The 25,398-nt window shown below is 67.5% G+C and carries 25 protein-coding genes; 8 read left to right on the forward strand and 17 right to left on the reverse strand.

The annotated features are described in order from the left end of the window. Nucleotides 1-15: 15 nt before the first annotated feature. The 7 genes from BMZ17_RS16110 to glnA all read right to left on the reverse strand — a co-directional run bounded on the left by BMZ17_RS16110 (nucleotide 16) and on the right by glnA (nucleotide 7,538). Nucleotides 16-639, reverse strand: coding sequence for a superoxide dismutase family protein (locus BMZ17_RS16110; RefSeq protein ID WP_093140785.1), 624 nt, complete (start codon nucleotides 637-639; stop codon nucleotides 16-18). Nucleotides 640-689: 50 nt separating this feature from the next. Continuing rightward, nucleotides 690-1,283 (reverse strand): superoxide dismutase family protein, encoded by a 594-nt coding sequence (locus tag BMZ17_RS16115; protein WP_093140790.1) that lies wholly within the window; start codon nucleotides 1,281-1,283, stop codon nucleotides 690-692. Between the two features lie 108 nt (nucleotides 1,284-1,391). Further along, entirely contained in the window at nucleotides 1,392-2,816 is a 1,425-nt protein-coding gene (ntrC, locus tag BMZ17_RS16120) for a nitrogen regulation protein NR(I) (RefSeq protein WP_093140794.1), read from the reverse strand. Next, the gene (locus BMZ17_RS16125) at nucleotides 2,806-3,864 is read right to left on the reverse strand and encodes a two-component system sensor histidine kinase NtrB (RefSeq protein ID WP_093140798.1); all 1,059 of its coding nucleotides are present in this window, start codon (nucleotides 3,862-3,864) and stop codon (nucleotides 2,806-2,808) included. The genes ntrC and BMZ17_RS16125 overlap by 11 nt, the downstream gene beginning before the upstream one ends. A gap of 90 nt (nucleotides 3,865-3,954) precedes the next feature. After that, the gene (locus tag BMZ17_RS16130) at nucleotides 3,955-5,427 is read right to left on the reverse strand and encodes an ammonium transporter (protein WP_093140802.1); all 1,473 of its coding nucleotides are present in this window, start codon (nucleotides 5,425-5,427) and stop codon (nucleotides 3,955-3,957) included. Between the two features lie 23 nt (nucleotides 5,428-5,450). Continuing rightward, a complete protein-coding gene (locus BMZ17_RS16135) occupies nucleotides 5,451-5,789 on the reverse strand; it encodes a P-II family nitrogen regulator (RefSeq protein WP_014159242.1) in 339 nt (112 codons plus the stop codon). Nucleotides 5,790-6,128: 339 nt separating this feature from the next. Further along, on the reverse strand, nucleotides 6,129-7,538 hold the full coding sequence (glnA, locus tag BMZ17_RS16140; protein WP_093140807.1) for a type I glutamate--ammonia ligase: 1,410 nt from the start codon (nucleotides 7,536-7,538) through the stop codon (nucleotides 6,129-6,131). Between the two features lie 223 nt (nucleotides 7,539-7,761). Between glnA and BMZ17_RS16145 the strand changes: the two genes are divergently transcribed. Continuing rightward, nucleotides 7,762-8,556: an undecaprenyl-diphosphate phosphatase gene (locus tag BMZ17_RS16145; RefSeq protein ID WP_093140810.1), complete on the forward strand. Its 795-nt coding sequence runs from the start codon at nucleotides 7,762-7,764 to the stop codon at nucleotides 8,554-8,556. Between the two features lie 71 nt (nucleotides 8,557-8,627). Here the strand turns inward: BMZ17_RS16145 and BMZ17_RS16150 are convergent, their stop codons facing one another. From BMZ17_RS16150 to BMZ17_RS16185, 8 genes are all read right to left on the reverse strand, one after another. Continuing rightward, on the reverse strand, nucleotides 8,628-9,245 hold the full coding sequence (locus tag BMZ17_RS16150; protein WP_093140814.1) for a YbhB/YbcL family Raf kinase inhibitor-like protein: 618 nt from the start codon (nucleotides 9,243-9,245) through the stop codon (nucleotides 8,628-8,630). A gap of 58 nt (nucleotides 9,246-9,303) precedes the next feature. Next, complete coding sequence (locus tag BMZ17_RS16155) at nucleotides 9,304-10,377, reverse strand: YheT family hydrolase (protein ID WP_093140818.1); 1,074 nt, start codon at nucleotides 10,375-10,377, stop codon at nucleotides 9,304-9,306. 2 nt (nucleotides 10,378-10,379) lie between these two features. Next, on the reverse strand, nucleotides 10,380-11,174 hold the full coding sequence (locus BMZ17_RS16160) for a lysophospholipid acyltransferase family protein (RefSeq protein WP_093140821.1): 795 nt from the start codon (nucleotides 11,172-11,174) through the stop codon (nucleotides 10,380-10,382). Between the two features lie 128 nt (nucleotides 11,175-11,302). Next, nucleotides 11,303-11,731 carry a hotdog fold thioesterase gene (locus BMZ17_RS16165; RefSeq protein ID WP_093140826.1) on the reverse strand — a complete coding sequence of 143 codons (429 nt, stop codon included), beginning with the start codon at nucleotides 11,729-11,731 and terminating at the stop codon, nucleotides 11,303-11,305. A gap of 21 nt (nucleotides 11,732-11,752) precedes the next feature. Beyond that, complete coding sequence (locus tag BMZ17_RS16170; RefSeq protein ID WP_254775391.1) at nucleotides 11,753-13,765, reverse strand: phospholipase D family protein; 2,013 nt, start codon at nucleotides 13,763-13,765, stop codon at nucleotides 11,753-11,755. Beyond that, entirely contained in the window at nucleotides 13,762-14,343 is a 582-nt protein-coding gene (locus tag BMZ17_RS16175; RefSeq protein WP_254775393.1) for a YceI family protein, read from the reverse strand. The genes BMZ17_RS16170 and BMZ17_RS16175 overlap by 4 nt, the downstream gene beginning before the upstream one ends. Next, entirely contained in the window at nucleotides 14,340-14,816 is a 477-nt protein-coding gene (locus BMZ17_RS16180) for a SixA phosphatase family protein (RefSeq protein ID WP_093140835.1), read from the reverse strand. Before BMZ17_RS16180 ends, BMZ17_RS16175 begins: the two co-directional genes overlap by 4 nt. A gap of 19 nt (nucleotides 14,817-14,835) precedes the next feature. Further along, nucleotides 14,836-15,465 (reverse strand): ParA family protein, encoded by a 630-nt coding sequence (locus tag BMZ17_RS16185; RefSeq protein WP_093140839.1) that lies wholly within the window; start codon nucleotides 15,463-15,465, stop codon nucleotides 14,836-14,838. A 126-nt stretch (nucleotides 15,466-15,591) separates the two neighbouring features. Here BMZ17_RS16185 and BMZ17_RS16190 point away from each other — a divergent pair, with 126 nt between their 5' ends. The 7 genes from BMZ17_RS16190 (at nucleotide 15,592) to BMZ17_RS16220 (ending at nucleotide 23,254) form a co-directional block, all read left to right on the forward strand. Continuing rightward, nucleotides 15,592-17,076 (forward strand): AAA family ATPase, encoded by a 1,485-nt coding sequence (locus tag BMZ17_RS16190; protein ID WP_093140843.1) that lies wholly within the window; start codon nucleotides 15,592-15,594, stop codon nucleotides 17,074-17,076. 181 nt (nucleotides 17,077-17,257) lie between these two features. Continuing rightward, the gene (locus tag BMZ17_RS16195; protein WP_093140847.1) at nucleotides 17,258-17,932 is read left to right on the forward strand and encodes an ABC transporter ATP-binding protein; all 675 of its coding nucleotides are present in this window, start codon (nucleotides 17,258-17,260) and stop codon (nucleotides 17,930-17,932) included. After that, nucleotides 17,916-18,896 (forward strand): HlyD family secretion protein, encoded by a 981-nt coding sequence (locus tag BMZ17_RS16200; protein WP_175485641.1) that lies wholly within the window; start codon nucleotides 17,916-17,918, stop codon nucleotides 18,894-18,896. The genes BMZ17_RS16195 and BMZ17_RS16200 overlap by 17 nt, the downstream gene beginning before the upstream one ends. Continuing rightward, nucleotides 18,893-19,843: an HlyD family secretion protein gene (locus BMZ17_RS16205; protein ID WP_175485642.1), complete on the forward strand. Its 951-nt coding sequence runs from the start codon at nucleotides 18,893-18,895 to the stop codon at nucleotides 19,841-19,843. Before BMZ17_RS16200 ends, BMZ17_RS16205 begins: the two co-directional genes overlap by 4 nt. Continuing rightward, nucleotides 19,840-21,072 carry an efflux RND transporter periplasmic adaptor subunit gene (locus tag BMZ17_RS16210; protein ID WP_093140859.1) on the forward strand — a complete coding sequence of 411 codons (1,233 nt, stop codon included), beginning with the start codon at nucleotides 19,840-19,842 and terminating at the stop codon, nucleotides 21,070-21,072. The genes BMZ17_RS16205 and BMZ17_RS16210 overlap by 4 nt, the downstream gene beginning before the upstream one ends. Next, a complete protein-coding gene (locus tag BMZ17_RS16215) occupies nucleotides 21,069-22,319 on the forward strand; it encodes an ABC transporter permease (protein ID WP_093140863.1) in 1,251 nt (416 codons plus the stop codon). Before BMZ17_RS16210 ends, BMZ17_RS16215 begins: the two co-directional genes overlap by 4 nt. Nucleotides 22,320-22,483: 164 nt before the next feature. Then, nucleotides 22,484-23,254: a hypothetical protein gene (locus BMZ17_RS16220; protein WP_093140868.1), complete on the forward strand. Its 771-nt coding sequence runs from the start codon at nucleotides 22,484-22,486 to the stop codon at nucleotides 23,252-23,254. 44 nt (nucleotides 23,255-23,298) lie between these two features. Here the strand turns inward: BMZ17_RS16220 and BMZ17_RS16225 are convergent, their stop codons facing one another. Together BMZ17_RS16225 and BMZ17_RS16230 are read right to left on the reverse strand one after the other, a co-directional pair. After that, nucleotides 23,299-24,426, reverse strand: a complete 1,128-nt coding sequence (locus BMZ17_RS16225) for a hypothetical protein (protein WP_093140871.1) — start codon at nucleotides 24,424-24,426, stop codon at nucleotides 23,299-23,301. Between the two features lie 54 nt (nucleotides 24,427-24,480). Beyond that, a complete protein-coding gene (locus tag BMZ17_RS16230) occupies nucleotides 24,481-25,398 on the reverse strand; it encodes an AEC family transporter (RefSeq protein ID WP_093140875.1) in 918 nt (305 codons plus the stop codon).

The raw sequence follows: 25,398 nt of genomic DNA on the forward strand, positions 1-25,398 counted from the left end.
CGCATCTGCAGCGCCTTACATCGCCGGCGCAGCCTCGATCACGCCGCAGGCCAGGCGGCCGCCGGCATCGCCCGTCGGCTGGGTCTTGTAGTCATCGGCCTTGGCATGAACGATCACGCCCTTGCCGACGATGTCGTACTTGTCGCCCTTGCCGATGTCCACGTTGGCCGACAGCATCTGGTTGACGCTGGCGCTGCCCTGGGCATCGGCGGTGATGTTGTTGCTGTCGCCGGCGTGATGCACCTCAGCGGTGACCTGGCCGTGGTCGACGCCATCGGGATTGAAGTGGCCGCCAGCGCTGGCGCCGTCCGGCGCGCTGCAATCGCCCTTCTCGTGGATGTGCAGGCCATGCTCGCCCGGGGTCAGGCCGGTGATGGTGCCGGTGACGTGCACGCCGCCCTCCATCGGCATGAAGCTCAGCTCGCCGGCGACGGTGTTGCCTTCGGTTGCCTTCAGCGTGACCTTGGCCATCGACATCGCCGCCGCATCGGCGGCCGGGGCGCTGGCTTCAGGTGCGGCCGCGGCCGGTGCGGAGGCTTCCGGGGTCACGGCCTCGGGCGCGGCGGTGGGTTCGGGCTTGCTGCAGGCGGCCAGCGCCAGCACGGTGGCGGCGCACAGCAGGGTCTGGGTCAATCGCATGGGTCTCTCCTTATCGCGGTGGTCGAAAATGCATGCGCGGCGGCATGCGGTCAGCGGATCACCTTGATCACGCCGCAGGCCACCCGCGGACCGGACTTGCCGGCTGGCTGGGTGGCGTAGTCATCGGGATCGGCATGCACGACCAGCGCGCGGCCGACGATGTCCGTCGCTCCGCCACCGCCCAGCAGCACGCCACCCAACTGGGTCTCGATGTGGGCCACGCCTTCGACGTCGGCCACGATGTTGTCCATGTCGCCGGCGTGATGCGCGCCGATCTTGGCGCTGCCATGCAGCTGGTGGGTCGGATTGAAATGCCCGCCCGCGCTGCTGGCATCGACCGCGCTGCAGTCACCGGTCTCGTGCACGTGGAAGCCGAAGCGCCCTGACGCCGGCAAGCCGCCGATGGTGCCGGCGATGCGCACGCCACCGGCGATCGGGGTCAGCGTCAACTTGCCGCTCACCAGACTGGCTGAAGCCGAGGACATGATCGCCTGCGCCTCGCGTGCCATCGGCGTGGCCACAGGCGGTGGCGGCGCGGGCGGAAACGGTTTGGGCGGCGGCGCGCTGCTGCAGGCCGCCAGCACCAGTGCGGACGTCAAGGTCGGCACGATCAGCAGGCGGCGGAAAGGACGGTGTACAGACATGAGACGGTCACGCTATCGACGGCGGTGTTCAGGTGCAATGAAAGGCCTGCGCCGCGCGGTGACAATCGCGTCACCGCAACGGCATGCAGCGTGGTGGAAGCGCCGCACTCAGCTGCGCTTGCGGCCCGATCCCAGCTTGCGGGTCACGGTGTTACGGCCCACGCCCAGGCGCGCGGCAGCGTCGGCGCGGCGGCCGTTGGTGAACTGCAGCGCAGCCTCCAGCAGGATGCGATCCAGGCGCGCGCGGGCTTCGGCATGCAGGCCTTCGGCACCTTCGGCCAGACGCGCACGCGCCCACTGACCCAGCAGCGCATCCCAGTCGCCCGCGCCTTGCGTGACTGGTTGCGAAGTGTGGGTCAGCGACTGCTCGACATCGCCGACGGTGATGGTGTCCGACGGCGCCAGCGCGGCCAGGCGCCAGCAGACGTTTTCCAGCTCGCGCACATTGCCCGGCCAGTCGTGTGCGCGCAGCGCATCGCGCGCTGATGCAGCGACACGCTTGGCCGGCGTGCCCAGCTTGAGGCAGGCCTGGACCAGGAAATTCTCGGCCAGGCGCGGCACGTCGCCGCGACGTTCGCGCAGCGGCGGCAGCTGCAGGCGGACCACGTCCAGGCGATGCAACAGGTCGGCGCGGAAGCGCCCGGCCTGCGCCAGCCCTTCCAGGTCCTGGTGGGTCGCGGCGATCACGCGCACGTCCACGCGGATCAGCTCGCGCCCGCCGACACGGAAGAATTCGCCTTCGGCCAGCACGCGCAGCAGGCGCGTCTGCAGCGGCAGCGGCATGTCGCCGATTTCATCCAGGAACAGGGTGCCGCCATCGGCCTGTTCGAAGCGGCCGATATGGCGTCGCTGCGCGCCGGTGAAGGCGCCAGCCTCGTGGCCGAACAGTTCGCTTTCCAGCAGCTCGGCCGGAATCGCCGCGGTGTTGAGCGCGACAAAAGGTTTGCGCGAACGCGGCGATTCGTTGTGCAGCGCGCGGGCAACCAGCTCCTTGCCGGTGCCGGTTTCGCCGGTGACCAGCACCGACAGCGGCGCCTGCGCCAAGCGGCCGATCGCACGGAACAGCGCGCGCATCGCCGGCGTGTCGCCGATCAGTTCGGGCGTGCCGCGATGCGATTCGGGCACGGCTTCGGGCAGCTCGGCATCGTTGGCCTCGACGCTGGGCAGCGTGCGCGCCGCCAGCGCCACGGCATCGTCCAGGTCGAACGGCTTGGACAAAAATTCCTGCGCGCCGCCGCGGAACGCACCGGCGGTGCTGGCCACGTCGGTATAGGCCGACATCACGATCACCGGCAGCTGCGGATGCGCGTGCTTGAGCCGATCGAGCAGCTTGAGGCCGTCTTCGCCCGGCATGCGCACGTCGGTGAACAGCAGGTCCGGCACGCCGCGCGTGCCCAGCGCCTGCAGCGCCGAGGCGGCACTGTCGAACCCGTCCACGTCGTAGCCGGCATCGCGCAGCGCGGTGGCCAGCACGAAGCGCACCGAGCGGTCGTCATCGACCACCCAGATGCGCTGGTTGTCTTCAATGGACATGGTGTCCCTCCTCGCCGGCGTCGCGCGACTGCGGCAGCAACAGGGTGAAAACGGTATGGCCCGGGCGCGAGCGGAAGCCCAGCGAACCGCGGTGTTCGCGCGCGACCTGCTGGGCCAGCGCGAGCCCTAAGCCGCTGCCTTCGGCACGCCCGGAAACCAGCGGCAGGAACAGGTGTTCGGCCAGTTCTTCGGGCACGCCGCGGCCGTCGTCGATGATTTCCAGCCGCAGCGCACGCGCATGCAGCTGGTCGTGGATGCGCAGGCCGTGCTCGACCCGCGTGCGCAGCGTGATCAGGCCGGCGCCTGCCTGCATCGCATTGCCGACCAGGTTCCATACCGCCTGGGTCAAGCGATCGGCGTCGCCATGGATCTCCGGCAGGCTGGGGTCGTAATCGCGCTGCAGGCGCACCTCGCCGTTGCCGTTGCTGTCGGTCTCGGCTAGGCGCAGCACGCGCTCCAGCACGGCGTGGATGTTCAAGGAGGCATGCGGCTGCTGCGAAGCCGGCGACAGCAGGCGGTCGAGCAGGTTGTTGAGGCGCTCGGCTTCGGCCTCGATCAGGCCGATCAGCTCGCGCTCGTCGTCGTTGTCATTGCGGTGCAGGGCGCGGCGCGACAGCAGCTGGGCGGCGCCTTTCAGGCCGGCCAGCGGGTTGCGCAGCTCGTGCGCCAATCCACGCAGGGCGGCCGCCAGGGCGCTGGGTAGCGCCTGGGCCGGATCCAGCGCGGGGAAATCGTCGACCGGGTGGGCTTCCATCAACCAGCCCCCCTCGTCGGTGCGGGACAGCCAACCTTCGGCAAACCGCGGCGCTTCGCCGGGAATGCCCAAGGCGACCCGGTGCAGGCGCAGCAGGTCGCGGTCCGTGTTGTCCATGAAGCGGGCCATGGCATCGCCATCCATTTCCAATGCGGCCAGGGGGCGCCCCAGCAGGCGCCGGGGGCTGACGCCGAGCCAGCGTGCAAACGCGGCATTGGCGCCAAGGACCAGGCCGTCAGCATCTGCCCAGGCCACCGGGGTGCTGAGGGCATCCGGGGTGGGTGCGTCGGTCACAGGTCCTACGGGAGCTTCGAATGCAGAGAGTTCGGAGTCCGGGGGCGGCATTGCACCATCTTAGTGCAATGCCGCCGTCCGGTTGTTGGATCAGGCCTCGTAGGCCGATTCGCCGTGCGACGTGATGTCCAGACCCTCGCGCTCGGCGTCTTCGCTCACGCGCAGGCCGAACACCAGCTTGGCGATCAGGAAGCCCACGATCGACACGATGCCGATCCAGACCACCGTGACCACGACGCCTTCGATCTGGATCACGACCTGACTGGCGATGGAGTAGTCATCGCCCTTCACGCCGCCCAGCGAGCCGGCCGAGAACACGCCGGTCAGGATTGCGCCGACGATGCCGCCGATGCCGTGCACGCCGAACACGTCCAGCGTGTCGTCGGCCTTGAGCAGCTTCTTCAGGCCGGTGACGCCCCACACGCAGACAAACGCAGCGATGGCGCCGATGGCGATCGCACCGAACGGGCCGACGGTGCCGCAGGCCGGGGTGATGCCGACCAGGCCAGCCACCGCACCCGAGGCCACGCCCAAGGCGGAGGACTTGCCCTTGAAGAGCTTCTCGGCCAGCGCCCAGGCCAGGATCGCCGCGGCGGTTGCCAGCATGGTGTTGAGGAAGGCCAGCGCCGCACCGGCATTGGCTTCCAGGTTGGAACCGGCGTTGAAGCCGAACCAGCCCACCCACAGCAGCGAGGCACCGACGAAGGTGTGCGTGACGTTATGCGGCTTCAGCGCGACCTGGCCAAAGCCCAGGCGCTTGCCGACGAAGTACGAACCCACCAGGCCGGCGACACCGGCGTTGATGTGCACGACCGTGCCGCCTGCGAAGTCCAGCGCGCCCTTCTCGAACAGGAAGCCACCGGCGGCCCAGACCATGTGCGCCATCGGCAGGTAGCCGACGGTGAACCAGATCACCGAGAACAGCAGCACCGCGGCGAACTTCACGCGCTCGGCGAAGGCGCCGACGATCAGCGCACCGGTGATGCCGGCGAAGGTCAGCTGGAACACCACGAACACCATCTCCGGCAGGCTGACGCCCTTGGTGAAGGTGGCCGCGAGCGACTCAAGCGTCACGCCCTTGAGGAAGGCCTTGTCCAGGTTGCCGATCCACGGACCGTCACCCGAGAACGCCAGGCTGTAGCCGTAGATGACCCACAGGATCGAGATCAGCGAGAACACGGTGATGACCTGGATCAGCACCGACAGCACGTTCTTCGAACGCACCATGCCGCCGTAGAACAGCGCCAGGCCCGGCACCGTCATCAGCAGCACCAGCAGCGTGGAGGTCAGCATCCAGGCCACGTCGCCCTTTTCGACGATGTCGGCCGCAGGTGCGGCTTCTTCGGTCGGGGCAGCAGCTTCGGCGGCGGCCGGCGCAGCGGCCGGTTCCGGCGCGGCTTCAGCAGGTGCTTCGGCAGCCGGGGCCTCGGTGGTGGCCGGCGCGGAGGTTTCCTGCGCGGCGACGCTGAACGCGGTGCTGGCGGCCATCACGCCGAATACGGTCGCAAGGCACAGCACCTGCAGGCGGGTCTTCAACCCGGAGAGCAGACGACGAGTCTTCATGTGGGGGTTCTCTCCGAGTGGGTTTAGAGTGCGTCAGCGCCGACTTCGCCGGTGCGGATGCGGATGACCTGGTCGATCGAGGTCACGAAAATCTTGCCGTCGCCGATCTTGCCGGTGCCGGCAGCCTGCTGGATGGCTTCAATCACAGCCTCCAGGCGCTCGTCGGTGACGACGGTTTCGATCTTGATCTTGGGCAGGAAATCGACGACGTACTCGGCGCCGCGGTACAACTCGGTGTGGCCCTTCTGCCGTCCGAAGCCTTTGACTTCAGTGACGGTGATGCCCGAAACGCCTGTCTGCGACAGCGCTTCCCGGACTTCGTCCAGTTTGAACGGGCGGATGATGGCGGTGATCAGTTTCATGCACATTCCCCGATGGTGGATGGAACGACCGGCGCTGCCGGCCGACTTGACTGCACTGAGTGCTCAGCCATTGGCGCACCCCGCGCCAATGCCGTGATGGTGGTGGGAGTCACCCATGGACCGCGCCGAACCGACAAGGCAAGGGCCTGCCGGACGACGTGGGAGGGAGGACGATGCGGCCCATGGGCGCCCACGCGATGTTTCCCCGGTACTGCGTACTGCGGGCGCGATCACCCCAGTCCTGGCTGCGCGCCGCCGATCGGCGAGACGGTGCGCGGAGAAAAAGTGCAGCGATGGCGGCGGGTGGGAGGGGAGATCCACCGCCATCGCCGCGGTTGCTCAGTTGGCGTAGTACAGCTGGTACTCCAGCGGATGCGTGGCGGCGCGGAACTTGGTGACTTCCTGCATCTTCAGGTCGATGTAACCGTCGATCAGGTCGTCGGTGAACACGCCACCGGCCTTGAGGAATTCGCGGTCCTTGTCCAGCGCTTCCAGGGCCTGGTCGAGCGAGGAGCAGACCTGCGGGATCAGCTTCTCTTCTTCCGGCGGCAGGTCGTACAGATCCTTGTCGCTCGGTTCGCCCGGGTCGATCTGGTTCTTGATGCCGTCCAGGCCGGCCATCATCAGCGCAGCGAAGGTCAGGTAACCGGACTGCAGCGGATCCGGGAAACGGACCTCGATGCGGCGGGCCTTCGGGTTGGCCACCCACGGAATGCGGCACGAGGCCGAGCGGTTACGGGCCGAATAGGCCAGCATCACCGGCGCTTCGAAGCCCGGGACCAGGCGCTTGTAGCTGTTGGTGCCCGAGTTGGAGAACGCGTTGATCGCCTTGGCGTGCTTGAAGATGCCGCCGATGTACCACAGCGCCAGCTGCGACAGGCCGCCGTAGCCGTCACCGGTGAACAGGTTGGTCCCGTCCTTGGCCAGCGACTGGTGCACGTGCATGCCGCTGCCGTTGTCGCCGACGATCGGCTTGGGCATGAAGGTGGCGGTCTTGCCATTGCGGAAGGCGACGTTCTTGACGATGTACTTCATCGCCAGCAGTTCGTCGGCCTTCTTCACCAGCGAGTTGAAGCGGGTGCCGATTTCGCACTGGCCGGCGGTGGCCACTTCATGGTGGTGCACTTCGGTCGAGATGCCGACCTGCTCCAGCGTCTTGACCATCTCGGCGCGGATGTCGTGCAGCGAGTCGGTCGGCGGGACGGGGAAGTAACCACCCTTCACGCCCGGACGGTAGCCGCTGTTGCCGCCTTCGTACTTGGCGCCGGTGTTCCAGGCCGCTTCTTCGGAATCGACCTTGAAGAAGGTGTTGCCCATGTCATTGGAGAAGCGCACCGAGTCGAAGATGAAGAACTCGGGCTCCGGGCCGAAGAAGGCCTGGTCGGCGATGCCGCTGGACTTGAGGTAGGCCTCGGCACGCTTGGCCACGCCGCGCGGGCAACGCGCATACGGGGTCATGGTGGCCGGGTCCAGCACGTCGCAGGTGATGTTGATGGTCGGATCGGCGTAGAACGGATCCAGGTAGGCGGTGTCGGCGTCCGGCATCAGGACCATGTCCGACTCGTTGATGCCCTTCCAGCCGCTGATCGAGCTGCCGTCGAACATCTTGCCTTCTTCGAACAGGCTCGGCTCGACGATGTTGATCGGGAAGGTGACGTGCTGTTCCACGCCGCGCAGGTCAACGAAGCGCAGGTCGACGAACTCGGCCTTGGTTTCCTTGATCAGCTTTTCGACTTTGTCGACGGACATCTTTGCTCCTCGGATCTTTTGGTGAGGTGGAATGTGTGACGGTGGTATCGCAAAGCACGTGCCAACTTTGGAGACCCCGTAAGTCGCTGTTTTCTATACACAACCTTCACGGCACGCACCACGATTGTGCACCATTTTCGTGCAATCCGGACTTCAATGCACCGTCGACGTGCATCTTCAAATCCCCGTATGCTTGGGGTCCCCCACGTCTTTCCTGTCCAACATGTCAGAAATGCTCGCCGCGCTGCTGCTCGGCATTCTCGAAGGCCTGACCGAATTCCTGCCCATCTCCAGCACCGGCCATCTGTTGATCGCCCAACACTGGCTCCCGCGGCAAACCGACTTCTTCAACATCATCATCCAGGCCGGCGCGATCATCGCGGTGGTGCTGGTCTTCCGGCAGCGGCTGATCTCGCTGGCCTTCGGCTGGCGCGATCCGGTCCAGCGCGACTATCTGTTCAAGCTGGGCACCGCCTTCGTGGTCACCGCCGTAGTCGGCCTGATCGTGCGCAAGCTGGGCTGGGAACTGCCCGAGACGGTGACGCCAGTGGCCTGGGCGCTGATCATCGGCGGCTTCTGGATGATCCTGGCCGAGCGCCTGTCCGAGCGCCGCGGCGACCAGCCGAACGTGACCTGGACCGTGGCAGTGCTGGTCGGCCTGGCGCAGGTGGTGGCCGGCGTGTTCCCGGGCACCTCGCGCTCGGCCGCGGCGATCTTCATCGCGATGCTGGCCGGCACCAGCCGGCGCGCCTCGGCCACCGAGTTCGCCTTCCTGGTCGGCATCCCGACCATGTTCGCCGCCAGCGGCTACACCTTCCTGGAACTGGCCAAGGACGGGCAGCTGGGCCAGGTGGACTGGGCCGCGGTGGCAGTGGCATTCGTGGCGGCGGCGGTCACCGGCTTCATCGTGGTGCGCTGGCTGCTGGGCTTCATCAAGTCGCACCGCTACACCGGCTTTGCGATCTACCGCATCGTGCTGGGCGTGGCGCTGCTGCTGTTCCTGCCCAGCGGCGCCTGAGCCTCAACAAGGCCGCACAACGAAAAAGCCCGCGCAGTGCGCGGGCTTTTTTATTTCATGCAGGCAGGCCCTCAGCCGGCGAGGACCTTCGCATTGAGCGAGTAGGTGCCGATCCACTCGGCCTGCGCCAGCACATGGCCTTCGATCGCGGCCTGCACGTCCTGACCGTTGAAACCAGCCTCCAGCGGCAGCGTCGCCACGTTCAGCGCATACAGGCGGAAATGGTAGTGATGCAGCCGCAGGTCGTTGTATGGCGGATACGGGCCGTCATAGCCGAAGTATTCGCCGCCAAGATCGGCGTGTCCGGCGAAATAGCCGGTGTAGTCGTTCAAGCCCTGGCGCGCGCCGGCCGGGCCGGCGGGATCGCGCTTGCCCTTCGCCACGAAGCCATCGCTGCAACTGCCTTCGGCGAGCTCGCGCAGGTCGGCCGGCAGGTCGATCATCACCCAGTGGAAAAAGTCCGCGCGCGGCTGATCGACCGGCACTTCCATGTCGTCGCGATTGGTCGTCTCGGCCACCGTCGGCACGTCCGGATCCACGCACAACAGTGCGAACGAATGCGTGCCGTCCGGCACCTCGCGCCAGGCCAGCTGCGGATTGCGATTGGGCGCAAAACCCTGGGCATCGCCTCCTGCGAACGCGACCGGAATCGGCGCGCCATTGGCGAAACTGTCACTGTGGATGCGCATGCAGATGCTCCTGTTGGGGGATGTCAGTCCGTTGCCACGCGGCCCGCGGGCCGGCAGCTCAACCGCGGGTCAAACGATCGGTGACCCAGCGTTCGCCGAAGCCGTCGCAGTGGGCGTTTTCGATGAAGCCGCAATGGCCGCCCCAGCGCGCGACTTCCAGCCGGGCGGTGGCCGGCAGCTGCCAGTTGGCGAAGTCCGCGAAGGGAATCACCGGATCGTCCTGGGCCATCAGGATGTTGGCCGGGACGGTCATGTTGGCCAGGCGGGCGCCGGCGACCGAGTAGCCTTCGAGATAGTTTTCCAGCGTGCCGAAGTCGGTTTCGTTCTCGACCATCCAGCGGGTCAGCTCGCGCACGCTGAGCGAGAGCGTTTCATCGTCGTAGACGTGGCGCTCGGGAAACAGTTCGCGCTTGAGCTCCAGCGAATGCCGCCACTTGCGCTGGAAATACCAGTGGTACAGCGGCAGGCCGCGCTCCATGCCCATCAGCGCCGCGTGCGGATCCAGCACCGGACAGACCGCGGCCACGTGCTTGAGCGGCAGGCCGATCTCCGGCGCGCGCAGCGCCAGGCGCAGTGCGAAGTTGCCACCGAGCGAATAGCCGGCGGCCACCAGTGGCCGCTGTGGGAATTTCTCGGCTACGTCGATCGCCGCATGCAGCACTTCGGGCAACAGGCAGGAATGGAAGATGTCTTCGTTGAGGTGGTGCGTGTTGCCGTGGTCACGGAAGTTCAGGCGCACCACCTCGTAACCGGCTTCCAGCAGGCTGGCGGCGGTCATGCGCATGTAGCTGGATTCGGCGCTGCCTTCCCAGCCATGCAGCAGCAGCGCCAGGCCGCGCACCTCCATGCCGGGGATCACGGTGTGCCAGCCCTGCAGGCGCACGCCCGCGCCGCCATCGAAGATGTGCTCGGTGCTGACCGCGCCCAGCGCCTGCAGGCGGCGTAGCCCGCGACGACGACGCAGGTCGCTGGAACTCAGGATCGACTGCAGGTGCGCGTTACGCAGCCAGCGTGGCGGCAGGTAGTCCTCCGGCGAGACCGGATCGGCACCAGCCAGCGCCTCGACCGTCGCGCGCTGCGCGGGCACCAGTCTGGCCTCGGCAAGCGCGGGCCGGCCGCCGAAGCCCAGCATCCTCAGGCCTCCATCGCCGCGACGATGCGCGCCCGGGCGGTGTCGGCGATCTGGCGCCGGCCTTGGACCTGGTCGGGATAGATGGGTTCGAGGAAGCAGACATCGGCCACGCGCGCAGGTTCGCCCAGCAGGCGCAGAAAATTCGTGAAAAAGCTTTCGCGCGGGCCGAAGGCGACGATCGACTGGGCGTTGCCGTGGTCGCCGTAGCGCAGCGCGACCGGCTGCACCGGCACGACGGCCTCGACCGCCGGCTGGAAGATGCGCGCGTGGAACGGGCCGACCTCGGCGCCATCGCGGGTGCGGCCTTCGGGGAACACCGCGACCGGGCGGCCCTGCTGCAGGCGCTCCAGCATCGCGTCCATCACCCCGCCCAGCGACTCGGTGCTGCCGCGCTGGTGGAAGATGGTCTCGCCGCGCTCGGCCAGCCAGCCCACCACCGGCCAGCTGCGGATCTCCTGCTTGGCCACGAACCCGACCATGCGCTGGCTGTGGACCATCTCGATATCCACCCAGCTGACGTGGTTGGAGACGAACATCACCGCGCCTTTGAGCGGCGTGCCGCTGCGACGCAGACGGAAGCCGAAGATGCGCATCAGCGCGGCCGACCAGTGTTCGACCGAGAACTGCTTGAGCGTGCGCCCGGCCACCGGCAGGCCGGCCCACAGCGGCACCATCATCAGCAGCAACAGCGGCAGCATCACGAACACGTGCACCAGCAAGAGCGGGGTACGCAGCAGGTAACGGAACGCGCGGCCGGCGCCACTTGCCGCTGGCGCCGGGGTGGATGTCGAAATCATGACGGCACGATACCGGAACGCCTCGGTGTCCTGCTACTGGAACGCCCTTAAAAGCAGCGTTCCGTCAGCCGGCGGCGGGTTTCACGCGGCTTTGCACACGTGGCGCGTCCGCCTTGGCCGCGTTCGCGTCAGGCCGGCTTGTTGACCACGGCCAGGGTCAGGCGCGAGACGCAGACCGGCTTGCCGCGAGCGTTCTCGATGCGGATGTCCCAGACCTGGGTGCTGCGACCGATGTGGATCGCCCGCGCAGTGCCGGTGACCAGGCCGGTCTTCTCGCCACGAATGTGGTTGGCGTTGATTTCCAGGCCGACCACGCCCTGGGTGTCGGGATCGAGCACGCTCAGGCCGCCAGCCAGGCTGCCCAGGGTTTCGGCCAGCACCACCGAGGCGCCGCCATGCAGCAGGCCGAACGGCTGGTGCGTGCGCGCTTCGACCGGCATGGTGCCGCGCAGCCAGTCATCGCCGGCTTCGGTGATGACGATGCCGAGATGGCCGACCAGGTTGCCGGCTGACATCGCGTTGAGGGCGTCGAGATCGACGGGGGCACGGAACACCATCGCAAAGTCCTTCGTAAGGGATTACAGGATCGGTACCAGGCCGGCGCCGAAGGCGATCAGGATGCGCGCATACAGGCGCTTGGGGCCAATGCTGACTTCCGGGAAATCGCCGACGGATTTGTAGCAGGCATGGAACATCGGGTCGTTCACCGGCAGCGGCACGGGGCACTGCTCGCTGGGCGTGAACTCGTAGCTGGTGGCGTAGCGCCACGGCCAGATGTCGAACAGCGGCAGCGACGAGGAGACCTTGTCCAGGCTGTAATTGAGGCCGGAAAACACGATCGGCTTGGCGCGCGGCGCGATCACCCAGGAATTTTCCGGTGCGATGTCGCGATGGATGCTGGCCTCCACCTGCTGGGCGAAGGCGCGGTCGGGGATCACCACCACCGCCTCGGTGTTGTAGTCGATCGAGCGCGGGTCGAAGTTGTGCGTGCCGATCACCGCGATATCGCCGTCGATCACCATCGACTTGGCGTGCAGGCCCATGCGCACGCCGGCGCGCTTGAGCGGCAGCGGATCGCTGGCCGGCCCCTTGCTGAGGAACGACGGCCGGTTCTCGGTGCGCTGCAGGCGGCGGTCGACGCGGTTCTTCTGGCGGGCGCGACGCTCGGCGCGGTCCTGCTGCTCGTCGCGATCGACCATGCCGAACGGCCGGCTGCCCGGCATCGAGGCGCGGATGCGCGTGTCGTTGCTGCCCTGCTCGACGCTGGCCGCCGGCGCGCCGGTGCCATCGGGCAGCGTGACCGGAGGCAACGGCAGCATCGTGGCGTAGTCCACCGGCGCGTCTTCGGGGAACGGCTTGTATTCGTACAGGTGGAAGCCCAGCTTGCGCAGGTACATGCGCTTGTACTTGGCCGACACCGAATAGACGATCGGGTTGTCGGTCGCGGCAAGGCTGTTGGTGGACACCACCACCCGCGGCGGCATCGGACGCTTGCGCAGGCCGGCGAAGAAATCCTCGGCGCGGTCGGACATCACCAGGTACGGGGTCTGCATCAGGATCTCGTCCTTCGCATTGACCAGCAGCGTCAGCAACTCGCCATCGGATGGCGCGGCCGCTTCGGGATCGTCGGCGCGATGCTTGCGCGGCGTATCGGCGATGTAGCTGACTTTGCCCACCGGCAACGCGCGCGACACCAGGCGATCGCTGATCACCTCCGGGTCGCTGGCGTCCTCGTCCATGTCGGCCACGCGATCGGGCCGCTTGAACGCTTCGGGCGGCATCGCCGGCACGCCCTTGTCCAGCAGGGTCTTGCCGACATCGTCTAGGCGCTCGGCGGCAACGCTACGCGGGGCATTCCAGAACTGGTTGAAGCTGCGCGCCATGTCCGCGCCTTCGGGCCCGGCGATCAGCACATCGCGATCGCGGAAGTTGTACTCGGCGTCCCAGTCGTAATAGTCGTCCTGGTAGTTGCGCCCGCCGGTGATGCCGACCGCGTCGTCCACCAGCAGCAGCTTGGTATGCATGCGCTGGTTGAAGCGGCGGAAACAGCACAGCACGCTGGCCGCGTAATCCAGGTAGCCCGGCACGGCCTGGTTGAAGGTGGGGTTGTAGATCCGCAGCTGGAAATTGCGGTGCGCGCCGGACAGCGCGGCCAGCATGTCCAGGTTGGAGATCGCCGAAAGCTGGTCGATCAGCACCCGCACCTGCACGCCGCGCCCGGCCGCGGCCAGCAGCGCATCGAGCACCATGCGCGAGCTGTCGTCGGTGTCGAAGATGTAGGTCTGCACATCGACGGTCTTGCGCGCCGCGCGGATCAGGTTGAGCCGCGCCAGCAGCGAATCCTCGCCGCGATCCAGCAGCAGCGCGTAGTGATGCGGCGCCGCCGGCGTGGACTGGGCGATGGCGGTATCGGCCAGCGCGCGCAGCGGCGAGGCCTCGGCGCACGCGTTGGCCTGCCGGCAATCGACGACCTGCGAGCGCGCGGCTTGGGCGATGCCCACCGCCCGCGCGTGCTCGGCCTGGGACAGGCTGGCGCAGCCGCTGCCCAGCAGGGACAGCAGCAGGGCCAGGGCCCCCACCCATTGCCTCAAGGCTTCTCCTTCGGCGGCTCGATCCGCGCGTGCAGCAGGAACACCACCTTGTCGCTGATGGCCAGCTTGAGGCTGTCCATCTCGTAGTCGCTGCGGCGCACTTCGCCAGACAGGATCACATCGCAGTCCAGCGCCGGGCGCGGGCACTGGGCCGGCTCCACGGTCAGGGTTTCCGGACGGCGGATGCCGCGGATCACCAGCTCGCCGGCGATGTGGCCACCGGCGATCAGCATGGAGACGTCGTAGGGATGGGAAATGAAGACCACTTCGGGAAACTTCGCCGAGTCGAAGAACGCGCTGCCACGCGCCCATTGCGCATAGCGCTCATGATCGGTGATCTGCACATCCGCCGTATACATCCGCAGCGACACCTGGTGGCGGCCATCGGGCAGCACGCTGACCACGCCGTCGTAGCGCGGGAACTGGCCTTCCAGCGTCTGGCCCCAACGAGTGGAGAGTTCAAAGCCCAGCCGGGTGTGCTGCTTGTCCAGCGGGATCGCGCGGACCTGCGCCGCGGCCGCCGCGCACAGCGTCAGCGCGACGCAGGCGCCGCTGCGCAGCAGCCGTTTGCAGCTCAAGGCCACCAGAACGCCGACAGGGTGGCCACGCCCGGTTCCACCGGGCCTTCGCTGGCGAAGGACAGCACCGCCACCGATCCCGGTGGCATGCCGCGGTACTCGCTGCTGCTGCCGCTGTGCAGCAAGGCCGCCACGCGCTCCAGGCCGGGGTTGTGGCCCAGCAACAGCAAACGGTCCACATCGCGATGGGCATCGGCCAACGCGATCAGCGTGCCGGCGGTGGCCTCGTAGATGCTGTCCTCCAGTCGCTGTTCGACATAGCCGGTGATGGCCAGCACCGCTTCAAGGGTTTCGCGGGTCCGCCGCGCCGGCGAATACACCGCGCGGTCGGGGATCAACCGCTGTTCGAGGAGCCAGCGGCCGGCCGCTTCGGCCTCGCTGGCGCCGATCGGCGAGAGGGGACGATCGAAATCCGACTGCCCGGCGGCAGCGGGTTCGGCATGGGCATGGCGTAGCAGGATCAATTCACGCATCGGGACAACCGCCTTGGCTTCAGGCCTGGGCGAGCCACTTGAGCAGTGGCTGCCAGTCTTCCTGGTGATCACGCACATGGGCCGAGTGATAGTCGAACAGGCTGCGGCCCAATCCAGCCATGACCACATAGCCCTGGGTGTCACGCAGTGTCGTGATCACCGGATACGGCCATTGGCCCATCATTTCCAGCGCCTGCTGGGCCGTGTTGGTCCACGGCTTGGCGCGGTTGAGCACCAGCCCCACCGGCAGCTTGCGCTTGTGTACGCGTGGCACCTTGGCCAGCGTGTTGAGGAAGCCGACCGTGGCCTCGATGTCCAGCCCCGAGGGCAGCACCGGCACCACCACCGCATCGGCGGCATCAAGAAAAGTTTCCAGCTCGTCGGCCATCGCCCCGGCGCGGCCGTCGACAATCACCGTCTCGGTATCCGGCGGCAGCTTGGTCGCCCACTTCTTGCCGGTGCCGTCGATCGGCAGGACGGCGCTTTCCAGCCCGGCGCGGCGCTGGGCCCAGCGAGTCGAGGATTCCTGGGGATCGGCGTCCACCAGCACGGTGCGCTGTCCCTGCAGGGCAAAGCACGCCGCCAGGTTGGTGGCGAGGGTGGTCTTGCCGGCACCGCCTTTGGAACTGGCGACCAGGATCGTCTTCATGCGCACGCCTTGCACTCGTCCGGGAAGCCGGAGCGTACACCGGCGCACGTGAATACGAGAACCGCCCGGCCCGCCGGGACGGCCATCGCGGTCTGCTAGTGTTCGCCCGCCCTGCATGGAGTGCACATGAGCGAACTGCAAGACCTCACCGCCCTGATCCGCGCCAATACCCCGCTGATCGTGATCGAGACCCAGGACGAGGTCCGGGTGGTGCAGCTGTTCCGCCAGGCCCTGGCCCAGGTCTGGCGCGCCCTGTATCGCTGGTCGGCCACCGAGGGCCTGCGCCGGCTGGACATGGACCGCGAGGACCCACCCGAAGGCGCGCCCGAGACCGGCGCTGCCCTGCAGGCGATCAAGGCCGCCGCGCAGCGCGGCATCTACCTGCTGCTGGATTTCGCGCCCTACCTGGAATACGCCGGCCACCAGCGCCAGCTGCGCGACATCCTCCAGCGCCGGCACTGCCAGCCGCACGTGGTGGTCATCATCGGCGCCAGCGTCAGCCTGCCCGAGGACCTGGAACCGCTGGCCGTGCGCTTCACCCCGCGCCTGCCCGACGCCGCGGCGCTGCTGAAGATGCTGCGCGAGGAAGTGGCCGCCTATCCCGCCGAGAACGGCGGGCGCCGGGTCGAGGTCGATACCGATGCAGCCCAGCAGATCATCCGCAACCTGGCCGGGCTGGACTTGGTCGACGCGCGCCGCATCGCCCGGCACCTGATCTATGACGACGGCGCGCTCGGCCCGGGCGACCTGCCGCAGCTGGCCAAGCTGAAATTCGAGCTGCTCGGCCGCGGCGGCCAGCTGCATTACGAATACGACGGCACGCGCCTGGACGAAGTGGCCGGCGCCGACCGGCTCAAGCGCTGGATCGCCCAGCGCCGCAGCGTGTTCACCTCCACCACCCCGCCGCCGGGCCTGGACCCGCCGCGCGGCATGTTGCTGCTGGGCGTGCAGGGCTGCGGCAAGTCGATGCTGGCCAAGGCCACCGCCGCCGGCTTCGGCGTGCCGCTGCTGCGCATGGACATGGGCGCGCTGTACGACAAGTACCACGGCGAAACCGAGAAGAACCTGCGCAAGGCGCTGTCGGCCGCCGAACAGCTGGCGCCGTGCGTGCTGTGGATCGACGAGATCGAAAAAGGCCTGTCCAGCGGCGGCGGCGAAGACGGCGGCGTCTCGCGGCGCGTGCTGGGCACGCTGCTGACCTGGATGGCCGAGCGCAAGGCGCAGGTGTTCATCGTCGCCACCGCCAACCAGGTCCAGGACCTGCCGCCGGAGCTGCTGCGCAAGGGCCGCTTCGACGAGATCTTCTTCGTCGACCTGCCCGACCCGGATACGCGCGTGGAGCTGCTCCGGCTGCATCTGGCGCGACGCAAGCTGCACGCCGAGGCGTTCGAGCTGCCGGCGTTGGCCGCGGCGAGCAACGGCTTCTCCGGCGCCGAGATCGAACAGGCGATCGTGTCCGGCCTGTACTCGGCCTATGCCGACAACCGCCCGCTGGACACCGATGGCCTGATGCGCGAGATCCGCGCCACGCGTCCCCTCTCGGTGCTGATGGCCGAACAGGTCCAGGCGCTGCGCGACTGGGCGCGCGAACGCACGGTGCCGGCACACTGAGCCGTCGGCACATGCACCACGTGCGTGCACGCACTAGACCGGATGGCGTGCAGACGCGTTCGCGGCAACGCAAACGGCATCAGCGTTAGCGCCGCGTCAGTTTCACGATTGCCTCACGCCGATGGCGTGTGCAACAGTCCAGCCAGGGATGGAGATCGCGTGGCATGGAGCTGGTGCGGGAATGATCGAGTTGCAGGATGTGCACCGGCGTTATGCCACGGGCGGCCAGACGGTCCACGCGCTGGCAGGGGTTGACCTGCAGGTGGGCGCAGGCGAATTCGTCGCCATCACCGGGCCATCGGGCTCCGGAAAATCCAGCCTGCTGAATATCCTGGGCTGCCTGGATCGACCCAGCAGCGGCCGCTATCTGATCGAAGGCCGCGACGTAGCCGGCTTCGATGACGAAGCCAGCAGCGACATGCGCAACCGGCGCATCGGCTTCGTGTTCCAGAGCTTCCACCTGCTGCCGCGTCTGACGCTGCTGGAGAACGTGCTGCTGCCGCTGCGGTTCAACCGCACGCCACCCGACGACGCGCACGCCCATGCGTTGGCGCTGCTGGATCGGGTCGGACTAGCCTCGCGCATCGCGCACCGCCCCAACGAACTCTCCGGCGGCCAGCAGCAACGCGCGGCGATCGCACGCGCGCTCTTGCTTCGCCCAGCCCTGCTGCTGGCCGACGAGCCCACCGGCAACCTGGACTCCAAGAGCGCCGCCGACGTGATGGCATTGATGGACGAAGTCCACGCCGACGGCCAGACCGTGGTGCTGGTCACCCACGACCACGACGTGGCCGCCCATGCGCCGCGCCAGGTCGCGCTGCGCGACGGACAGGTGGAACATGATTCGGCGCGCTGAGCTGATCGCTGCGGGCACCTTGGTCGCATTGACGATCGCGATGCCCGCGCATGCCGTGATCGCATTGACTGGCGAAGTGCGCGCGGTCGATGCGCAATCGGTCTACGTGCCGCGCGCCAACATTTCGCCGGTGGTGATCCGCTACTTCGTGCCGGAAGGCACGGCGGTCAAGAAAGGCGACGTGGTGTTGCGGCTCGACCCGGGCCAGTCGGCGACCAAAGCCAAGGAGGCCGAGGTGCAGATCGACCAGGCCCGCGCCAAGGCCGACAAGGAAATCGCCGACCTGGAGGTCAAGGCGCTGCAGGCCGAACTGGAACAGGCCAAGGCCGATGCCAAATTGGCCGATGCCAAGGTCGAGGCCGCGCTGCCCAAGGCGCTGATTTCCGGGCTGGACTACGACCGCTATCAGGGCGAACTGGCGCGCGCGACCGAAGAAGCTGCACTCAAGCGTGGCGATGCAGTCACCGCACGCGAGGCCGTGGCGCGCCGCCGCAGCGATGCGCAGCTGGAAGTGCACAAACTGGAAATCGACCGCGACTACGCGATCTGGAGCGCGAGCAACGCCGAAGTCCGCGCCCAGCGCGACGGCATCGTCGTGCACGGCTTCAACGCCGGGTGGCTGGGCGGGCGCATCGACGAGGGCTCATCGGCCATGGTCGGTGCCGAAGCCGGCCAGGTCGTCTCGGGAGGCGCCATGCAGGTGCGTGCCTGGGTGCTGGAGGCCGATCGCCCCGGCTTGCGCGAAAACCAGCGGGTGGCGCTCGATTTCGATGCCCTGCCCGGCCAGCACGGTGGCGGCCGCATCGTGCGCATTGCCGGTGCGCCCGAAGCACGCGGCGAATGGGGCCGCGGCCGTTACTTCCAGGTCGATATCGAGATGGACGCCGCCGCCGCGCGCCAGCGCCTGCTGCCCGGCATGAGCGTGCGGGTGATCCCCAGCGCGGACAAGGAAACCGCGCGATGAAGACATGGCTCTGCATCGCCCTTTGGATGGCCAGCGGCGCGGCCTCGGCCGCCAGCCTCACCCTGGACGGCGAGGTGTATTCGCAGCGCAGCGCGCTGTTGATGCCACCGCCGGTGGATGAGCTGTACCAGTTCAACGTCACCCAGCTGGCGCCGGACGGCAGCACGGTCAAACAAGGCCAGGTGGTCGTGACCTTCGACACCAGCGAGCTGACCAAGAGCCTGGCAGAGAAGACCAGCAAGCTGCAGGAAAAGCAGCGCGAGCTGGACAAGCTGGTGCTCGACCAGGCTTCGCGTGCGCGCACCGAACACCTGGCCACGGAACAGGCGCGCGCCGAGCTGGACAAGGCCCAGCGCAAGACCCAGCAACCGCAGGAGCTGATCGCCGGCGTCGAATACCGCAAGCTGGTCAACGCGCGCACGCTGGCGCAGCGCAGCTTCGCGCTGGCACAGCAGACCGAGACGGCGCAGACCGCGGCGCGCACCGCCGAGCGCCACCTGCTGGATGCCGAAACTCGCCAGCTGCAGAACGAAGTTGAGCGGCTGCGCACTGGCTTGGAATCGATGCAGCTGATCGCGCCGCGCGACGGCCTGATCATGCACAAGAGCGGCTTCGATGGTGAAAAATTCGACGTCGGCTCGCAGGTGTGGAAAGGCCAGAGCGTGGCCGAGATTCCCGACCTGAGCGTGCTGGCCGTGCGCGCGCAGCTGCCCGAACGCGATTACCAGCAGGTCCACATCGGCCAAGCCGCCAAGGTGCGGCTTGAAGGCAGCGGCGCGGTCTTTCCTGCGCGCGTGCTGAGCATCGCGCGCGCGGTGCGCAGCAAGTCCAACGTGCAGCCGATCCCGATCCTGGATGTGGAAATCACCCTGGACAAGGCCGACCCGCGGCTCAAGCCCGGTATGAGCGTGCGGGTCGACGTGGACACCACGAAGGACCCGGCATGAATCCGCGCACACCCGTTTTGATATTGGCCGTGCTCGCCTTCGCCGGTTGCAAAGATGCGCACGCGCCAGCCAGTACCGAGACCGTCCAGCCGCATGCGTTGATGCTCAGCGTGTCCGGCAGCGGCCAGCTGCGCGCGGCCAAGGCGACCGCGCTGACCGTGCCTGGATCGGACTGGGACAACCGCCAGCTCGACTGGATGCTGCCGGAAGGTTCGCGGGTGAAGAAGGGCGAACTGATCGCACGCTTCTCCTCGCCCGAAGGCCGCCAGGCGCTGGACAAGGCCGCGGTCGATCTTGAGCGCAACGCGCTGCAGCGCCTGGCCAAGGAGGATGAGCTGGCCTCGGCGCGTGGTCGCGTGGATGTCGACCTGTCCGACGTCGCTACGCAGCTCGGCATCGCCCAGCGCTACGCCCACGCCGATCTATCGACCCTGGCGCGCAACGAGGTGCTCGATGCGGTGCAGGACGCGCAGTACCTCGGTGAGCGCCAGGGCACGCTGCGCTGGCAGCGCGACCAGTCCGGCCAACGCGGCGCGGCCGAACTCGGTGTACTCGACGCGCAGCGCGCGACCTTCGACATGACCGCCAAGGCGCGCCAGCGCGATATGGACGCCCTTGAATTGCGTGCGCCCACCGATGGCGTGGTGTTGCTGGAATCCAACTGGTCCGGCACCAAGCCGATGATCGGCAGCAGCCTCTACGCCGGCGCGCCCTACGGCAGCCTGCCCGACATGGCCGAGCTGGAAGTGGAGATCACCCTGCCCCAGCAGCAGGCGCAGGGCGTGCGCGCGGGCAACGCGGTCGAGCTGTTCCCGGTGGGCCATCCCGAGCTGCGCTTCACCACCAAGCTGTCGTGGATCGCCAGCGCTGCCAAATCGCTCAGCCGCCAGAACCCGGTCAAGTACCTGGCCATGCGCGCGCCGGTGCCCGATGCGAAGGTGAAGCAGCTGGACCTGGTGCCCGGCCAGCAGCTGCAGGCGCGCGTGATCCTGTTGCAGGCCGACCGGGCCATCGACGTGCCCAACATCGCCCTCAACGAAGACAAGGGCAGTAGCTACGTGGAGGTGCGCGACGGTGGCCAGTTCGCCCGGCGCACGATCAAGCTCGGCGTGCGCGGCCCATCACGCACCCAGGTCCTGGACGGGCTCAAACCCGGCGATGAAATCCTGCTGGCCGATGCCGGCATCGCGCCCACCACCGGCACGAGCAAGGCCGGAGGTGCACCATGAACCGCGTGCTGGCGGCCCTGCCGTCGATCTGGCGCGAGGCGGTCGAGGAGCTCTGGCGGCGGCGGTTGCGCACCTTCCTCACCCTGCTCGGCTTGATCTTCGGCGTCGGCGCGATCGTGGCGATGCAGGCGGTGGGCGAAGGCAGTCGTCGCGAAGCCCTACGCCTGGTCGAAAGCCTGGGCCTGCACAACCTGATCGCCCAGGCGACCTCTCAGGACACCGATACCCTGCGTGAAACACGCGCGCGCAGCCTGGGCCTGTCGGTGGCCGATGCCGAGTCGGTGCAGGCGGTCGTGCCAGGCGCCGAGCGCTTCGCCGCTGAGAAAGCGATCAAGACCAATGCGGTGTTCGGCGAGCACGGCCACAGCGATGCGCAGGCCTACGGCGTCAGCCCGGATTTCTTCGCACTGTCCTCGCTGACCGTGGCACAGGGCCGCGGCCTGACCGCACAGGACAACGATCGGCTGGCGCCGGTGGCGGTGCTGGGCGCGCAGGCCGCGCACAGCCTGTTTCCCAGGGGCGGCGCGCTGGGCCAGCTGATCAAGGTCAACCACGTGTGGGTCGAGGTGATCGGCGTGCTGGCCGACCGCGACCTGGGCAAGGACGAGTTCGAAGGCGTGCAGCTGGGGCTGGAAAGCAACCGCATCTACCTGCCGCTGGACAGCGCGCTCAACCGTTTCAAGTTCCAGGACATGGAAGACGAGATCGATCGCTTCGCGCTGCGCATCGCCGATCCCGATCAATTGGGCGCCAGTGCGCGGGTGATGGCCAAGGTGCTGGCCCAGCGCCATTCCGGCGTCGAGGACTACACGCTGGTGGTGCCGCAGCAGCTGTTCCAGCAGCACCAGAAGACCCAGCGCATCTTCCAGGTGGTGATGGGCGCGATCGCCGGCGTCAGCCTGCTGGTCGGCGGCATCGGCATCATGAACATCATGCTGGCCAACGTGCTGGAGCGGCGCCGCGAGATCGGCCTGTTGCGTGCGCTGGGCGCGCGCCGGCGCGACGTGATCGCCCAGTTTCTGCGCGAGGCCACCGTGATCTGCGTGACCGGCGTGGTGCTGGGACTGGTGTTCGGCACGGCGCTGGCCTATGCCATTGCGGTCTTCGCGGGCTGGCAGGTCGCCTGGGCGCCGCTGCCGATCCTGTTGTCTGCCGTGTTCTGCGGCGCCGTCGGCCTGGGCTTCGGCGTTTATCCCGCGCGCCAGGCCGCACGACTGGATCCGATCGCCGCGCTTCGCCATGAATAGGGCTTGCCCTGACATGTAACGTCAGAAACGGTGAGCAGTGCAGCGGCCCGCTACCGATCCTCACCAAAACCCCCGCTTTTTCAAGGGGTTGTGGCTTGCTGGTACTCCCTTCGCTGCCGTACGCTCCACTTCCCCACACGGACCGATGGAACGGGACGATCGCAATGGAGCAGCACCTTCAGATGCTTCCGGACAGCCTGGATGCCCCCCGCCCAGATGAGGCCGGCGACGCGCTCACGCGCATGGCCGCCCGCCTGATCCTGGCCCACCAGCGCCAGGACGGCAGCGTCTCCACCCAGGGCCTGGCCCGTCAGCTTCCGCCAGCTGCGCAGGCGTGCAATGTGCAACCGCCAGCGCTGCTGCGCGCGGTGGTGTCCCAACTTCCGCCGGTCGCCGCGCGTCGCCTGGCAGGCGCGTTTCCGCCGGCCAGCCTGGCGCCGCGTGCGCCATGGCGTCGCAAGGGTTGCATGTATCGGATGTTCGACGCGCTGCCGCCGGTGCGCTGGTCGCGTTACCAGCTGCGCCAGTCGCGTTATGCATGGGTGCGCCAGCGGGCCGCCGACAAGCTGGGCGTCAGCGCGTTCACCGTGGTCGAGCGCGCCACCGATGCGGCCGTCGCGCGCTTCGCCGCGGTCGTGAGCCTGCACTGCTTCGCCTATCTGTTCGCGCACGATGCCGCGTTCCGCAGCGACACCGTGCAGCGCGTCCGCACCCTGGCCACGCCCGAACTGGAAAACCCATCGGGCGCCGAGCTGCGCCTGAACATGGTCGCCCTGTCCGACCTGCTCGCCTGGCACGGCAAGCTGCGTACCAATCCCGATGCCGATTTCCAGCTGGGCGCCGAGCTGGTGATGCTGGCCATTCCTGCGGCGGTGTTCGATGAAGCGACACTGCAGATCCGGGCGTTGATGCAGTCGCAAGACGAAGCGCAATAGCGCGTCAGGCCATGCCGGTTTGATTCGACCGGCGTGCGCACACCTCAGCCTGAAGTCGACATCACTGCTTCTGACAGTGACTGCGGTTGCCATCCAGCAGGAGCTGTTTGCGGCACGTTGGCGATGTCCAAAAGACGCTGATTGGCGACCAATTCGCCGTCCCGCAGGCTCCACTCCACGAACTGCGACAACGGCACGACACCCTCATGCTGTAGCTGCATGGCCTGCGCCATCAGCCAGCGCAGTTGCCGCTGTTCCTCCCGCCAGGCAAGTTCCTGCGGCGTGCCTTCGGTGAGGCGCATCATCATCCGCAGCGCAATGCTTTTGCTGACAAGATCATCGGCGTGATGCGCCATGAGCGCGAAGATCGCCTTGCACTCTTCCAGCCGTTCAGCATCTTCGCGCACCTTTGCCTGCGCGCATTGGCGTGTCACCGGCGCAAAGGCTGGCAGCGCTGAGCCAGCCCAGACGGACATCGCCGTCGTCAAACCCGATTGCGCGGGGTCGGATGAAGCGGCGGCCCACTCTCCATTGCGTTGCGCGCGGTCCTGTGAATCGCTCTCCGCCCGCGGCGCCACGAAACCATCCACCGCGTCGGCCAGCAGCCCGGAGAAGGCCACCATGCCCGCGTCATAGCGATCCGCCATCGCGGCCGCCTTCCAGTACCGACGCTCCGCTGCAGCGTCGTGCCTGCGCTGTGCATCGACGAAAGCCATAAGTTGGACTGCTGCGTTATCGCCTTCTTCCTTTAACAGGAAATCCAGTGCCCGCGACGCGTCGCACTCAACGCCCGCTTCGACACAGCCCGAAGCAACGAATCGTGCGACCAGCACATCGAAAGGCCGGGCATCGACGGCTTGTTGCAACCAGAGCCTGCGCTCATCCAGCGGCTTGCTCACGGCAACCTGTGCGGCAGGACTCATACCGACCACTTCTGCCACGGTGCTTACTTCCGTATCGCGTGGCCACAGCATTGCGGCCGCGTAGAGATCTCTGGATTCACCGCTGGACGCGACACCGCGCAGATGTAGTCGCAGGGCTTCTTGATAGCGCTGCTGCCAGGCCATCTCAGATGGAGAGGCGTCTGCGTCAGGTTCCACCGCCAGCGCAGCGTGGCACGTCAGGCCAAGCGCCAGTCCCAACCACCATCGCTGCATCGTCCTGTTGCGCATTCGCTTTGCCGTCCTTGGAATCAAGATCGAGCATGCCTGACTGTCGGCAGATGCTCAACGCGCCAGATAAGGCAGCAACCAGGTCAGCAGCGGCAGCGTGACCAAGGAGAGCACGATGGAGTAACCGGTAATCGCCGCACACAATCGCGGCGCGAGATTGTGCGAGATGGCCAGCGCGGCGGCGGTGATCATCGTGGGCATCGCCGACTCCAGCACGTTGACCTGGAACAGCTCGCCGCGCAGGCCGAACGCATAGGCGATCGGCAGCGCGATCAGCGGCATCACCACCAGGCGCAGCACCACGCCTACCGCCAGCGGCTTGAGCTCGCGGCGCGGCAGCTTGAGCTGGATCGACAGCCCCACCGACAGCATCACCAACGGCAGCATCGCGTCGGACAAGCGCTGTAATCCGCTCGCGATCCAGTGCGGCGGCGCCTCGGGCATCAGCAGCAAGGCGAAGATCAGCGCCCACAGCGGCGGGAACCTGGCGATGCGCAGCACGATCTGGCGCGTGGTCGGCGTGGTCTCACCCGAGTAGCGCGCCAGGATGTAGATGCCCAATGTGGACAGCATCAGGAAGGTGCCGAACTGGTCGTACACCACCGCATACGGCAATGCATGATCACCCAGCAACGCGCGCACCATCGGATAGCCGATGAAGCTGGAATTGGAAAACCCCACGCAGATCAGCAGCGCGGCATGTTCGCCCCGCTGCAGCTTCAACACGCGCGTCGCCAGCGTGACCAGGATGAAGGTTGCCCCCATCAACAGCCACGGTGTCGCGATCAGACCGATCAGCGATGGATCCAGATGCAGGCGCGGCACGAAGGTCAGCACCGCCGCCGGCAGGCACACGTACAGCACCACCAGGTTAAGCACGTTGGCCGCGCCGTCCGGGAACAGCTTCAAGCGTGCGAACACCATGCCGAGCACGAGCATGGCCAGGATCAGGGCAAACGCGTCAAAGGCCAC

This window comes from Pseudoxanthomonas sp. GM95, assembly GCF_900109775.1.
GTDB lineage: Bacteria > Pseudomonadota > Gammaproteobacteria > Xanthomonadales > Xanthomonadaceae > Pseudoxanthomonas_A.